The following is a 14,196-nucleotide window of genomic DNA, read 5'->3' on the forward strand; positions in this document are numbered from 1 at the left end:
ATAAAAAAGAGCCCTACTAATCATCTATTGATGATTAAGTACGGCTTTTTCGCATTTCATGATATGAAATAGGATACCTTATCGTTCGCGCAGCGCCTCGATGGCTTCTTCATCAAGCTCAATGCCGAGTCCCGGCGCCTTAGGCAGCAGCACTTCGCCGTCCTTGAACGTAAACAAGCCCGGTTTCTTCAGGATTCGATCTATATTCTTAACCGACTCTTCCGGTGTAAGCGGCGGGAAAATCAGTGCATACTCCAGCATCGAGCAAGAAGCGATGGAGGCTCCGACCTGCATCGTCGTCGTCCAGTCCGGACCGCTGGTTCCATGTAGTATGCATGGAACGCCGAAAGCTTCGGCGAGCGTACCAGCCTTGCGACATGGCCAGATCCCACCGCTGATCGCCGCATCCGGCTGCAGGATATCGACGGCTTGTTGGACCAAGTAGTCTCTGAATATAGGCAGCTCCTGCGCGAATTCCCCGCCGGTAATCGGAAGATCGACTTCCTCGGCGAGACGTCGATAGGATGCCAGATCATCACGGGCGAACGGCTCCTCAAGCCAATTCGCATCGACTGCCTCCAAGCCGCGCGCAACCTGAAGCGCTTGCTCGTAGGTCCAGATCCAGCCCGGCAGATGCGCGGTACGATCCAGCATTAGCTCTACTTTATCGCGGCCCCCGATCCGTTTGCGAACAAGCTCCAGCACGCGCACATCATCCATTGGATCCGGACGCCATGCGCGGATTTTGAACCGTTTATGACCCATTTCATAATATCGGACGAGCTGCTCCGCTTGATCCTCGATGGCAATATGCGATTGATCCGACTCTCCCGGCCATACGCACGTCAAATAATAAGGCATCGATTCTCTGGCGCTGCCAAGCAAGGAGCGTACCGGCAGCCCTGCCGCCTTGCCGGCAATATCCCACAAGGCATGCTCGACCGACGGACAGCCTGCAAGTGCGCCGCTTTGCAGATGCGCTTCAATGTCGAGCGGGCTCTTGCCAAGCAGGCGCGGCTTCACCTGCTGCTCCAGCTTACTCGCATCGGTTAACCGAAAGCCGTAGCCGGTAACGCCTTGGTCGGTTTGAATCCGGGTTAGACCTACGCTCGTTACGCGAAGATCATCCGGCTGAGTCGGGGGCGGAGCTAATCGAACTGTAAACGTCTCGATATTCGTAATTCTCATCCTGGCTCACTCCAATTCATTATTATGAATGATAAGTATACTGTAGGTGGAATTATGTCATTTCAAAGTATACATCGATAAAGAGGTCTTGTAAATTATCAATCTGGGTCGATTACTGAATACGGCAGCTAATAACCAGGCTACTACACACCATGTGCGGCACCTGCTACCTCTCTTTATTTCTTCTAATTGTGCCGTTAGAGTTTATTAATTAGCAGTTGGCGGTTAGCGGGCAGCAGTCTGCGCTCTGCAGCCTTCGTTACGCACAAAAAAACCTCTGTTTCCACTTCATAAGTGGCCACAGAGGCTTCCCCCCAATCGCATACTACCTGTCCAGCTCCAGCTTCTGCAGTCCACCTGTACTTCGATGGTAGAGAACGAATGCCATCAAACCAATCAGACCGAACAATCCAGCAGCGTAGAGCAGCCAAGAAATCGGCATCGTCTCCGACAAAGATGTGCTGAGCAGGGGCCCGATACTGCCGCGGATGCCGAACAGCATTAGATGAAGCCCGAACACAACCGCTTCACGCCCCGGAGCGAGTCGGAATACGTAAGCTAGGAAGCCGATATCCCAGATCGCGTCCCCTAAGCCTTGAATGCCGCTGCCAATCATAACAGCCGGCAAATTGCTGAAGATGGCATACAATATGGGGACGATCGCGAACGCAGCTAAACCATAAGCTACGGTTTGTTTGGCCGACAACTTATCAATTACACTGCCGACAACAAAATAAGAAACAAGCAGACAGGTAAAATAAGTCGCTCGCGCATAGCCAATTTCCGTATTCGTAAGCTCCAGCCAATTTACTTGAATAATTTGATACAGCGGCTGAGCGATAATGTTGCCGAAACCCGTAAATGTGCAAGCCAGGAAGAAGATCGCCAGCTCGCGATTCTGCTTGATGAGCTGCAGCTGCTCTTTAAGTGAAGCTCGCTTCGCAGTCTGCAGCTTGGACGGCGCTTCCTTACGCGCTTTCACCTTTGCGAAAACGAGAATGGAGATCACCCCGGTGATGGAAGCAAACAGCAGCGGCCCGGAGGGCCCGCTGACATCGATCCACTTGCCAATCATGAATGCGGTCGGAATCATAATGATTCCCATGGCTACTCTTGTATTGCCCATAAGCTTCCCGCGATGCTCAGGCGGATACATTCGGACGACCATCGAAGCATAGGCCGGCGCCTGCACCCCCATCAACGTATGGAATGCTAACGCTGCAACGACATACATCAAGGGAACGCCAAAAAATGCAGGCAGTATGATAAGTGCCCTTGCGATCAAGTTGGGAATCACGATAAACGGTTTCGGGTCGCCTGAGCGTTCAATCCAGCTTGCCCATAACGGAGAAAGCAGCAAACCAATTGCCGGAGCCGCTGACAGCAGTCCGACCTGGATATTGGAAGCTCCCTGCTGAATCGCCATCGGGATGTAAAACTGGTTGAACACAACATTAAAGAAGCTGAATAATACCGAGGCCGTGGCATCAAAGCAGAAATTATGCCAGGCTCTTGGACCGAGCTGCAGCCGCAGCGTCGAGACTAGCGATTTTATGGCATTCATATTCTATCGTTACCCTTCATATTAGATCATTTTTCAGAGTATAGTATAACACTCCTTACGTCTTTTGGCGTCTATTTTCCATTTTGACAAACCGTCTTGCATGGGGGCATAATGAACGTTAAGAGAACGTAAAGAGTTCGTTAAGAGATTACCAGATCAAGCTTGTGTATAGGAGGATTTCACCATGCCGCTTTGGCGCCTTAAACGGCTGTTTCAGATGAGGCCGTTTATTTTTTTCACCCTTATATTAGTCATTAAATCGACATTAGCGTGGCTCGTTATCTTTGACGGAGGTCCATCTTGGACGCTGCTCGTCACGGAGCTTCCATTCTTTTGGATCCTATTCTGCTTAATTGAATGGTTCGCCACCAAACGTAAGCTGGCGCTGTATGTGACGGTTAATTTACTTGTCACCGCGATCTTGTTCGCCGTCATTATGTATTACAAATATTTTGGAATCATCGTGACCTATCATGCACTGGAGCAGGTCAATCAAGTAACGGCCGTGAAGAGCAGCGTGTTCTCACTCCTGGATCCTTATTATTTGTTTATTTTTCTCGATATTATCGTGTTTACTTTCCTGCTCGTCAGACGATCGAAATTTCAAGGCTGGAAAACCTTCAGTCAGATCCCGCTTAGCCGAACCGTGATCTCGCTTGTTTTCATCATTTCGCTTGCACTGTGCCTCTTCAATATATTGCCCAATCGTGCCAGCATGAATGAAATTGTCAAAGCAGAAGAGATGGGTATACTCAATTACGAAATCTATACGATCTTCGCGGATGACAATACACCGAAAACACCGATGAAGGAGATTACCCGTGAGCTCATCGATGAAACAAAAGGAATCACGGAGCCCGCAGCACCTAATTACGCGAGCGTGGCAGCAGGCAAGAACCTTATTATTTTGCAAATGGAATCGCTGCAGAATTTCTTGATCGGACTCCAAATCGACGGACAAGAAATTACGCCGAATATGAACAAATTAGCTCGCGAGCATATGTATTTCCCTAATTTCTATCAGCAGGTCGGCCAAGGCAACACCTCCGATGCTGAATTCGTCGTGAATACGTCGTTCTATATTCCGCCGCGAGGCGCAGCAACGATGGCTTACAGTGACAGAGAACTGCCGAGCCTCCCTCGAATTATGGATCAAAACGGCTACCAGAGCGCTACGTTCCATACGAATGTCGTGGAATTCTGGAACCGAATCGGGCTTTATAAAGCGCTTGGATTTGACAAATACTATGATCAATCCTTCTTCGGCAAAGAAGATATGGTATTCTTCGGCCCTTCCGACGAGGTGTTGTACAAGAAAACAGCCGAACAGCTAGATAACATGCAGCAATCCGGCAAACCGTTCTATGCGCAAATTATATCCATGTCGTCCCATCACCCCTTCACAATTCCCGAGGCGAAATACAAAATGAAACTGCCTGAGCGTTATGAAGGTACTTTTGTAGGTGATTATATTCGCGCTCAGAATTACGCCGACTATGCGCTTGGCTTGTTCATTGACGATCTGAAGGCTCGCGGAATTTGGGATAACAGCGTATTCGTAACGTATGGCGACCACCTTGGTCTGCCGGTCTACTCGTTAGACAACGACGACAAGAAGCTGATGCGTGAAATCTACGGTCATGAATACGGGTTTACCGACATGATCAACATTCCGTTAATTATCTCGGCTCCCGGTATTACGGCACCGGCGAAGCTTCCGCAAATTGGCGGTCAATCGGATATTATGCCAACGATCGCGAATTTGCTTGGCATTTCTTTAGCGGATCACATTCACTTCGGGCAAGATCTGCTCAATCAAACGTCGAACATTCTGCCGGAACGTTACTACCTGCCTACCGGATCGATGATTAACGATCAAGAATTGTTTATTCCGGGTACTGCCTATAGTGACGGCACCCATTACCCGCTGCGTGGCACTGTTCAGAATGGATCAACGGTATCCGAGGATCAATACAATCGCGCACTAAAGCTGCTTCATCTATCAGACAGCTACGTGAGTCAACTGCCGCCGTTGAAGCCTTAACTACAACATCCTATGCCATTAATAAAAGCACTCTTCTCGCTAGCCGGTCATGATGCCGCTAATGAGGAGAGTGCTTTATTTGGGTGCATGTGGATACATTTTATCCGTACAACCCGTATTTGATTTCACAAACTGTGCCTTGCCCCGACTCGCTTGTGAATAAGATTTCCCCGCCCATGACCTTGACGAGACTGACGACGACCATCAACCCAAGTCCCGTGCCCTTCTCCTTCGTTGTGAAGAACGGCATTCCGATTCGTCTTAGCTGCAACTTGCTCATGCCCACTCCGGTATCGGAAATCTGAATGCATACCTGCCCCTTCTCAATCCGAGTCGAAACCGTTAACAAACCGCCTGCCGGCATCGCTTCAACAGCATTCTTCATTAGGTTCAACAGACATTGCTGAAACTTCTTCGGTTCCCCCATAATGTAGACGGCGTTCTTCTGCTGATGCATAATTTGGATTTCGATGCTGGACATAACAGACAGCGGCGCTATCCACGGAATGAGCCCTTCGATCTCCGCGATCACATTGATCGGTCTCGCTTCATCAATCGTCGGTTTGGCATAGTTCAAGAAATCCGTTATGACCGCATTCGCATGCTCCACTCCTTCTATGGCATGCAATCGATATCGTTCCATGGATTCGCTGTTGACGCCGGGCTTCGCCATCATTTGGAGAAATCCCTGTGTCGTTGTAAGCGGATTGCGGATTTCATGGGAAATCGAGGCCGCCAGCTCGCCAATCATATGGAACTTCTCGGCTTTATAAAGCTCTTCCTGCATATTCTCCTGACTTCTAACCTTATTGCAGGTTATGACGACAACAACAGCGGAGAACATCGTTCCAAGAGATAAGGCCAGCACTTGAGCCGCACTCAGTCCATCACTGTCAGGATACACCACGAGGAACACAACAAAATGTATTAGCATGAACAACAATGCATATCCCATTGTCCGTGAAAGCTCACTCTTCCATAACATCCGGTAATGAAACCATAGTCCCAGCAGCAATAATACGAGATTGCTTGCCAGATTTGCCTCGATATCCGTACCCACAAGGAAATATCCGCAAAGCGTAACCGCCGCACAAATCATTATTCCGGGAACCGCCCCTTCAAACACCGCCGCCATCATAATGCCGATCGGCATGAGATGCAGCGAGAAAACAAGCGGATCAATGGGCTCGATGATTTGGTAACAGGTAGATAACGCTACCATGATGATCGCGATTACCTGCTTCCTTCGCCGAGCCGACAGCATGATCCTTGGGCTTATAAATACAAATGTACAAGACGCTAATATATAGAGCAAACCATGAAATTGATAAATTAGGATGGCGGACATGGGTGTGGAACACGACTCCCTCTAGTAGGTTCGACAATAGAATAGTAAAAAATAACTATTTTTCTCATCTAACTATAACATAGAGTTATATGTTATATCTCCATTATTGGGAAAGATGTTCAATTATGGTTCCATCCATTTTGTGTAAATTTCATTCAACTGTTCTTGTACTTGCTCCCTTTCGCGCCAACGCTGAGCGAGCTCATCCACTCCGAGCAGCTCTGACTTCTCGTTCAGCTCCGTATCCATCTCTGCCAACCGGGCTTCGAACTGGCTGATTTGCTGCTCCAGCTTCTCCAAGTTGGGCTGCTTCGAGGAGGATTGGGCATGAAGGTCCACTGCTTGATTTCGCTTAACCGGAGATACATCCTTCTTCATGACGGGCGGCAGACTCTCATCCGTACGAAGCTGCTTGCGCTTCTCGGCATATTCATCGTAAGCGCCGAGGTACACCGTGAGCGCAGCTCGATCGAGCTCCCACACTTTATTCGCCAGTCGATTAATAAAATAACGATCATGCGATATCGCAAGAATCGAACCGGGGAAGTCTTCCAGCGCATCCTCAAGCGCTTCTCTGGAGGCGATGTCCATATGATTAGTCGGTTCATCCAGCAGCAGCAAATTCGGCTTCTTCAGGATGAGCAGCGCGAGCCGCAGCCGCGTCCACTCCCCTCCCGATAACTGGCTTACGCTCTTGAACACATCTCCTTGGGTGAATAGATACCGCGCCAAATGCGAGCGAGCTTCGCCCTCCACCATCCCCGCAGCCTCACGGAAATATGCGAGCACATTCTTCTTATAATCCGCAGGATATTGCTGCTGAGCCAAATAACCGATATCCACGCGTGCCCCGATATCGACCGATCCACTGTCCGGCGCTTCCGTTCCGAGAATCAGCTTGATCAGGGTCGTTTTGCCCGTTCCGTTAGGGCCAAGCAGCATAATCCTCTCGCCGTATAGCAGCATCCCGTTGACCTCGTGCAACAGCTTGCGCTCACCGTAGCTCTTGGTTAATCCCTGAAATTCAACGACCCGTTTCCCGGAGCGATCTGCCAGCTGGAGCTGAAACTCCGCTCCTTTCGGATCAAGCACCGGACGCTTCAGCCTCTCCATCCGATCCAGTGCCTTCTGCATCGAAGCCGCCCTGCGGAAGAACTTCTCGCTGCCGCCGATTCTGCCCCACTCATGCAGCTGCTTAATTGTCTCTTTCATCTTCTTGATAACCTTCTGCTGCTCTTGGTACTCGGCAAACTGCTGCAGCAGCTGCGATTCCTTCTCCTTCACATAACCGCTGTAATTGCTATGGTAAGTAACGGCTTCGCCGTCTTCGATATCGATTATTTTCTTAACGACATGGTCCAGAAACATCCTGTCATGCGAAACAATCAAGCAAGTACCGTCATATCCGTTCAGATACGACTCTAGCCACTGCACGCCTTGCAAATCCAAATGATTGGTCGGTTCATCCAGCAGCAGCAGCTCAGGCTTGCTGATAAGCTGCGCCGCAAGTCCAATCTTCGTCTTCTCCCCGCCGGATAAGGTGCCATACCGTCTTCCGTACATCTCACGCGGAATTAGCAGCCCCGTCGCAACCGTATCAATCTTCGCATCGAGCTCGTAGCCGCCTTCATTCTGAAATCGCTCCTGCAGCACGGAGTATTCACGAAGCAGCTGCTCCAGCCGCTTCTCGCTCGTTCCCGGATCGGACATTTCCAGCTCCAGCTTCGTCATTTGCGCTTTGCATGCTAAGAGCTCCGCATACCCGGATGCCAGCACATCGTATACCGTACTATCGTCCCAAGCCGCCGGGATTTGTGCCAAATATCCGATTTTCGTATCCTTGCGAATCGTGAGCTGCCCTTCATCCGGTTTAGATAGCCTTGCGATGAGCGAGATCAAGGTGGATTTACCGCTTCCATTGCGGCCAACCAACCCTACCCGCTCCCCTTCGTGAATTTCAAATGTAACGTCTTCAAGCACTAGCGTCGCGCCGTAATATTTCTTTATATGTTGACCATTAACGATAATCATCATGGAATCCTCCCAGTTGTTTCGGAAGATCGCCCCTCTATTGAAACCAACAAAAAAGAGCCGCAGGAAAATGCCCTGCGACTCTTCGGTCTTTACCGATCGAGGTCTAAGGTAGGCGTCTTCGCTTGAGTGATGGTGCCGTATTGGCAAATTTGGACAGACTGCTCCCGTTAGGTCCAAATGTATGCACGATGCCAGCCATAGCAATCGGCAGCTGGCTAATACGGTTGTTCACCATTTCTGAATTCATCCTACCCACACCTCCTTCCTAATATTTATTTAACAATAACACAGATTACAACCGTGCCGCAAGAAGGCCATGAAGAAACGGGCTATCGCCGTAAAAAAAGCTCATATCACTGTCCGCCCTCCCATACATATAGCTATGAAGCACACTCGCATTACAAGGGGGAAGCGAAATTGCACCAGGATGAGATCAAAGCATTAGAGCGAGCTATTGACGAGATCACTGAGATTGCACAAGGATTTGGCCTCGATTTCTACCCGATGCGGTATGAAATATGCCCGGCCGATATCATTTATACATTCGGCGCTTACGGCATGCCTACCCGGTTCAGCCATTGGAGCTTTGGCAAAACATTTAATAAAATGAAGATGCAGTATGATTTTGGCCTCAGTAAAATCTATGAGCTTGTCATTAACTCCAACCCTTGCTATGCCTTTCTGCTGGATGGCAACTCACTCATACAGAATAAGCTGATTGTCGCGCACGTATTGGCACACTGTGACTTCTTCAAGAACAATGCGCGCTTCAGCGCTACGAACCGTAATATGGTGGAAAGCATGTCCGCCACGGCCGAGCGTGTGAGTCAATACGAGATGGAGTATGGAACCGATGCCGTTGAGAAATTCATCGACGCTGTCCTCGCTATTCAAGAGCATGTCGACTCCACTATTATCCGGCCATATAAGCTGGATAAAGCCCATTACATCGAGCTGCTCAATAAAGCCAATCAAGTCGACAAAGTAGCGCGCCAATCACAATATGACGATCTATGGACGCTTGATGCAGAAGTACAAGCGGAGCAAGCGAGCCTCAAAGCTGCCAATAATGAACCGAAGAAATTCCCTCCTCAGCCGGAGAAGGATCTGATCTGGTTCATTGAGGAATACTCCCCGAATTTGCAGGATTGGCAGCGCGACATCATGTCCATGCTGCGGGATGAGATGCTCTATTTCTGGCCGCAAATCGAGACGAAAATCATGAACGAAGGCTGGGCTTCCTACTGGCATCAGCGGATCCTACGCGAGCTAGATTTAACGAGCGCGGAAACGATCGAATTTGCCTCGCTCAATTCTGCCGTTGTGCAGCCGTCGAGACATTCACTGAATCCCTATTACTTAGGGCTCAAGATCTTTGAAGATATTGAGCGCCGCTGGGATAACCCGACCAAGGAGGAGCAGGATCGCTTCGGACGCAAACCGGGTCTTGGGCGGGAAAAAATCTTCGAAGTGCGTGAGTTCGACTCCGATATTTCATTCCTGCGTAATTATTTGACGAAGAAGCTTGTGGGCGATCTAGATCTCTACGTCTTCGAGAAGAAAGGCGCGGAATGGAAAATCACCGATAAAGCATGGGAGTCCGTCCGCGACCAGCTCGTGACTTCAAGGGTCAACGGCGGCTTCCCAAGCTTAGTCGTAACGGATGGCGACTTTAACCGCGTCGGCGAGCTGTTCCTCTTCCATCAATATGAAGGGGTCGAGCTGGATTTGAAATACGTGGAGCGCACGCTCCCTCACGTCGTTCAGCTGTGGGGCAAATCCGTGCACCTTGAGACGGTCGTCGAGGACAAACGAATCGTATTCAGCTGCGACGGCAAGAAAACGAGCCGGAAATTCATTTAACGAGAAAAGATCGCATTCCCATGCAGCCACCTAGGTGACTGCGGGCATGCGATCTTTTTGTTGATCTATGCGTATCTCCATCACAGCACGAAAAAAGACCGCATCCCCAAACACTCCGGGGATACGATCTGCTAGGCCTCGACCCTTCTCACATCAACCTTCACTTCCAAATTCGCTTCGCTCGTTCCCCGGTAGACACCTTTGACAGGGACGATATCTTTATAATCCCGGCCATGGCCCAGCTTCACGTAACGTTCGCCGACCAGCGCATCATTCGTAGGATCGAACCCGCACCAGCCAAGACCCGGCGCATAGGCCTCCACCCAAGCATGTGAAGCCTGCTCGAAATCCGCGTTGCCCCCGCGCAAGTCACCGACAAAGTGATAACCGCTCACATAACGAGCCGGCACACCTTTCGAGCGACATGCCGCGATCATCAGATGGGCAAAATCCTGACAGACACCGCGACGTCTGCGCATCATGTCTCCTGCGATGGTGTGCACATTGGTCGCTTCCGGATCGTATACGAACTCGTTGCGTATCCGATTGGAAACATAGGCCAGCCAGCTGTATACGCCCTGCTCTTTCTCATTGGGATCACTTAGCAGAGGCGTTTCCGCAAATGCCGCAACCTCAGGCGTAATGCCTGTATACTCCGTAGGCAGCAAATATTCGGCAAACCGGTTCATCGCTCCGTCCGTCGCCAGCCAATCCCATGCTTGCTTAGGCGTCATGCCTTCCTGACCTTCAATCGGTTTAACGGCTTCCTTCGTGACGACCGTCATCTGCGTGCGAATGATCAACCTGCGATGCTGGTCATTGACAGAGAACGCGTGCACGCGATTGCCGAAATAATCGTCATAACTAAAGAGCGGTGCATTCGGCTCCACCGAGATGGAATGCTGATAACACGATTGCTGCTCATTCGTAAATGGCGTCAGCCGGATTTCATTGACACTGTCCATAACCGGATCCTTGTACGAGTATTGCGTTGTGTGCGAGATGCAAAGCTTCATGCGCTGACCTCCCCCATACGAAAAAAGGTATGAGCAAACGACACCCCCAGCTGCCCCGCAGCTTGGAGTAAATGTCCTGTAACTCGCCCTTCCTCATCCCGCTGCAAATCCTCCCGCTCCAAACAAGCCAGCTCCGCCTTCAGCTTCACCACTTGCCGGATGATCCGATCATGTGCCGTACGAAGCTGCTTCTCCTGCAGCTGAATACCGCGCAAATGCTCATCGAGAGCATGCAGAGAGTAATGAACGGAGCGTGGGAACACTTCATTCAGAATAAGGAACTCCATAATCGCTTCCTGCGAGAAACCATCCGCGTAATAACGTCGGAAAGTTTGGTAGCCACTAACGGAACGCAGCACCGCTTGCAGGAATGGATACACATCATTACCGCTATCCATATCCGAAGGGAGCAAGGTTCTGGACGTAATCGCAGATTGCATAATGCGAAGCGTATTCTCTGTTCGTTCCAGATAACGGCCGCATTCAATGAAATGGAACTCGTTCTCGCGCGGCATTACCGACTGTGTGATCCCTTGAAAGAGAGCCGTCCATTCTTTAATTTTGCCAAAAAATTGATGAGGCGACTCCCGGGTCCAATCCCCTGCCTGCTTCTCACGCAGCCACAGATAGAAACCGTTCGTCACATCCCACAGCTCACTCGGCAGCTTCTCCCGAAGCGTCCTTACGTTATCCCGAGCATGATTAACGCATGTAACGAGGGAATTCGCATTGTCGCGATCAAGGGTGATATACAGCACAACATCCTGTTCCGTGTAAGTGCCGTACTGCGACTCGTATGCGGCTCTGCTGCCGAGTGCATCGACGATCCGCCCCCATTTGCACAGCGATTGGGCCTTCTCGCCTGGTTCGCCTTTCGGTATCGTATGCGAGTCATCTGACTGAAGGTGATAGTGAACATCGATTAGCCGAGCATGGTTCTCCGCCCGTTCCATGTACCGCCCGATCCAAAACAAAGCCTCTGCATTCCGGTTCAGCATCGTCCATCCCTCCGCTTCCTATAATCGTTAACGACTAAGCACCCACGTATCTTTTACGCCGCCGCCCTGCGAAGAGTTCACGACTAAAGAGCCTTCCTGAAGCGCTACACGAGTCAATCCGCCCGGAATAACATGGGTTTGAGCGCCCATGAGCACAAATACGCGTAAATCAATATGGCGCGGCTGCATAGCCCCTCCGAGCATCACCGGCGCCCGTGACAGCTTCATCGTCGTTTGAGCGATGTAACGCCCAGGATCACGGCGGATGGCGTCTGCGAATGCATGTATCTCCTTGGAGGAAGCAGCAGGGCCAATAAGCATCCCGTAACCGCCGGAGAGAGAGGTTTCCTTGACTACAAGCTGATCCAGATTATCCAGTACATACTCCCGTTCTTCCTTGCGTGACAAAATGTAAGTAGGTACATTATGCAGAATGGGTTCCTCACCTAAGTAATAACGGACCATATCCGGTACATACGCATAGATCGCTTTGTCGTCTGCCACGCCTGTGCCCGGGGCATTGGCGATGGCAACGTTGCCTGCCCGATAAGCATTCATGAGACCCGGAACTCCGAGCAGCGAATCCGCTTGGAATGCTAATGGATCCAAATATTCATCATCAAGTCTTCTGTAGATGACATCTACCTGACGCAAGCCTCGAAGATCGCGCAAATAGATTTTGTGATCCTTGTAGACCAGATCGCGGCCTTCCACCAGATGGATTCCCATTTGCTGAGCCAGAAATGCATGCTCGAAGTAGGCGGAATTGTAAGCACCCGGAGTCAGCAGTACAATAAGCGGGTTCGGCTTCCCCGATGGCGCCAAGCTGCGCAGCGAGCTGAGAAACACATTCAAGCTGCGCTCGATATCCGCAACCGAACTGTTCAAGTACAAATCGGAGAACAGCTCACTCATCAAGCTTCTCCCTTTATATAAGTAAGAAAACCCTGACGGTGTACGAAGATTATCCTCCAGCACAAAATAGCGGCCCTTCTCGTCCTTAATTAAATCTATGCCGGATGCGGTCATATAGACGTTCTGCGGGACTTGCAGACCTGCCATCTCCGGTCGAAAATATTTATTACCGATGATCATTTGTCTTGGGATGATGCCGTCATTGACGATACGCTGTTCATGATAGACGTCACGGATAAAGGCATTCAACGCTTTAACCCGCTGCTTCATACCGCGTTCAATGCTTTCCCATTCATGCTTTGGAATGATGCGCGGAATGTAGTCAAACGGGATTGTACGCTCGAGCGGCTCGTTCTGATTCTGGGTGTAGAGTGTAAACGTGATTCCTTCCTCCAGCATCCGCTGTTGAATGGTTGTGTGGCGCGCTGTCAGCTCCGGCGGCTTCATACGGGCGAACGTTCGATGAACACTTTCATAATGTGGTCGTACATTAAGATCTTTATCGAACATTTCGTCGTAGAAAGATTGTGAATCGTAAGGATCGAATTGTGATTTCATCGCCATCGACATGTCAACCGCCTCCAAAGCCATCAGTGTCACTATCATGTCAGTTTTTGCACTATCTTGTCTGTTTCATCGTACTCAATTTGGATTATATTACTAAGATCATACTCAATGAGGTCACCTATGTCAACTTATATAACACATAAAAAGCCCGATATAGGCAGCCTTTACAGTAATTTAAGGAATATTATTGTTAGGTTACGCTTACACGCCTTCCTACCACATTACGCAGCGGAAGTCGCGTAGGTTACCCCTTCATTTTCTCGAATAATCAGGTGCTTTACTTTGTCGACGTTCGCTCCCGATACCGTGGCATATAAGCCGCCTCCGCTTTCGGCTGAATCATCGAAGTACACATTTCGTTCAACCGGATTGTAGCATACAGCTGCCGCCATATTAACAACAACGTTGCGATCAAGTCGCTCATAGCCGAATGGTCCAAATACGAGCGTCACTTGCTCCATCGTCTGAGGATACTGATAGCTCGCTCCACTCTTGGTCACAAACTTGGGCCCATTCGAAGAATGTGACACGAAGCATATCTTATCCATTGGAACCCACTCGCTTTCTCCGTTCTTGTTCAGCAGCAACAACTGCATGTCCAACACCCCTTCTGCAACAAAATAAGAACTTATGTTCTTATTCTAACAGATGATTGGTTT

General features: G+C 49.9%; 11 protein-coding genes. 2 read left to right on the forward strand and 9 right to left on the reverse strand.

Annotated elements, in window-relative coordinates; all coding sequences use genetic code 11:
• Positions 1-78 precede the first annotated feature (78 nt).
• Together AC0YN4_RS15475 and AC0YN4_RS15480 are read right to left on the reverse strand one after the other, a co-directional pair.
• Complete coding sequence (locus AC0YN4_RS15475) at positions 79-1,188, reverse strand: mandelate racemase/muconate lactonizing enzyme family protein (protein WP_475836153.1); 1,110 nt, start codon at positions 1,186-1,188, stop codon at positions 79-81.
• Positions 1,189-1,513: 325 nt separating this feature from the next.
• Entirely contained in the window at positions 1,514-2,752 is a 1,239-nt protein-coding gene (locus tag AC0YN4_RS15480; RefSeq protein WP_475782015.1) for an MFS transporter, read from the reverse strand.
• A gap of 184 nt (positions 2,753-2,936) precedes the next feature.
• Here AC0YN4_RS15480 and AC0YN4_RS15485 point away from each other — a divergent pair, with 184 nt between their 5' ends.
• Positions 2,937-4,796: an LTA synthase family protein gene (locus AC0YN4_RS15485; RefSeq protein ID WP_475836154.1), complete on the forward strand. Its 1,860-nt coding sequence runs from the start codon at positions 2,937-2,939 to the stop codon at positions 4,794-4,796.
• Positions 4,797-4,896: 100 nt separating this feature from the next.
• Here AC0YN4_RS15485 and AC0YN4_RS15490 read toward each other — a convergent pair whose 3' ends face one another.
• From AC0YN4_RS15490 to AC0YN4_RS15500, 3 genes are all read right to left on the reverse strand, one after another.
• A complete protein-coding gene (locus AC0YN4_RS15490; protein ID WP_475836155.1) occupies positions 4,897-6,018 on the reverse strand; it encodes an ATP-binding protein in 1,122 nt (373 codons plus the stop codon).
• A 249-nt stretch (positions 6,019-6,267) separates the two neighbouring features.
• Positions 6,268-8,175: a ribosomal protection-like ABC-F family protein gene (gene abc-f, locus AC0YN4_RS15495; protein WP_475836473.1), complete on the reverse strand. Its 1,908-nt coding sequence runs from the start codon at positions 8,173-8,175 to the stop codon at positions 6,268-6,270.
• Between the two features lie 106 nt (positions 8,176-8,281).
• Positions 8,282-8,425: an RAxF-45 family protein gene (locus AC0YN4_RS15500; RefSeq protein ID WP_475782018.1), complete on the reverse strand. Its 144-nt coding sequence runs from the start codon at positions 8,423-8,425 to the stop codon at positions 8,282-8,284.
• A 170-nt stretch (positions 8,426-8,595) separates the two neighbouring features.
• On the opposite strand from AC0YN4_RS15500, the gene AC0YN4_RS15505 reads away from it, so the two are divergent.
• On the forward strand, positions 8,596-10,041 hold the full coding sequence (locus AC0YN4_RS15505) for a SpoVR family protein (RefSeq protein ID WP_475782019.1): 1,446 nt from the start codon (positions 8,596-8,598) through the stop codon (positions 10,039-10,041).
• Between the two features lie 131 nt (positions 10,042-10,172).
• Here the strand turns inward: AC0YN4_RS15505 and AC0YN4_RS15510 are convergent, their stop codons facing one another.
• The 4 genes from AC0YN4_RS15510 to AC0YN4_RS15525 form a co-directional block, all read right to left on the reverse strand.
• A complete protein-coding gene (locus AC0YN4_RS15510; protein WP_475782020.1) occupies positions 10,173-11,057 on the reverse strand; it encodes a transglutaminase family protein in 885 nt (294 codons plus the stop codon).
• A complete protein-coding gene (locus AC0YN4_RS15515; RefSeq protein ID WP_475782021.1) occupies positions 11,054-12,055 on the reverse strand; it encodes an alpha-E domain-containing protein in 1,002 nt (333 codons plus the stop codon). The genes AC0YN4_RS15510 and AC0YN4_RS15515 overlap by 4 nt, the downstream gene beginning before the upstream one ends.
• A gap of 27 nt (positions 12,056-12,082) precedes the next feature.
• A complete protein-coding gene (locus AC0YN4_RS15520; RefSeq protein WP_475782022.1) occupies positions 12,083-13,540 on the reverse strand; it encodes a circularly permuted type 2 ATP-grasp protein in 1,458 nt (485 codons plus the stop codon).
• A 218-nt stretch (positions 13,541-13,758) separates the two neighbouring features.
• The gene (locus AC0YN4_RS15525) at positions 13,759-14,133 is read right to left on the reverse strand and encodes a hypothetical protein (protein WP_475782023.1); all 375 of its coding nucleotides are present in this window, start codon (positions 14,131-14,133) and stop codon (positions 13,759-13,761) included.
• Positions 14,134-14,196 lie beyond the last annotated feature (63 nt).

The sequence above is a fragment of the Paenibacillus sp. J22R3 genome (assembly GCF_056269305.1).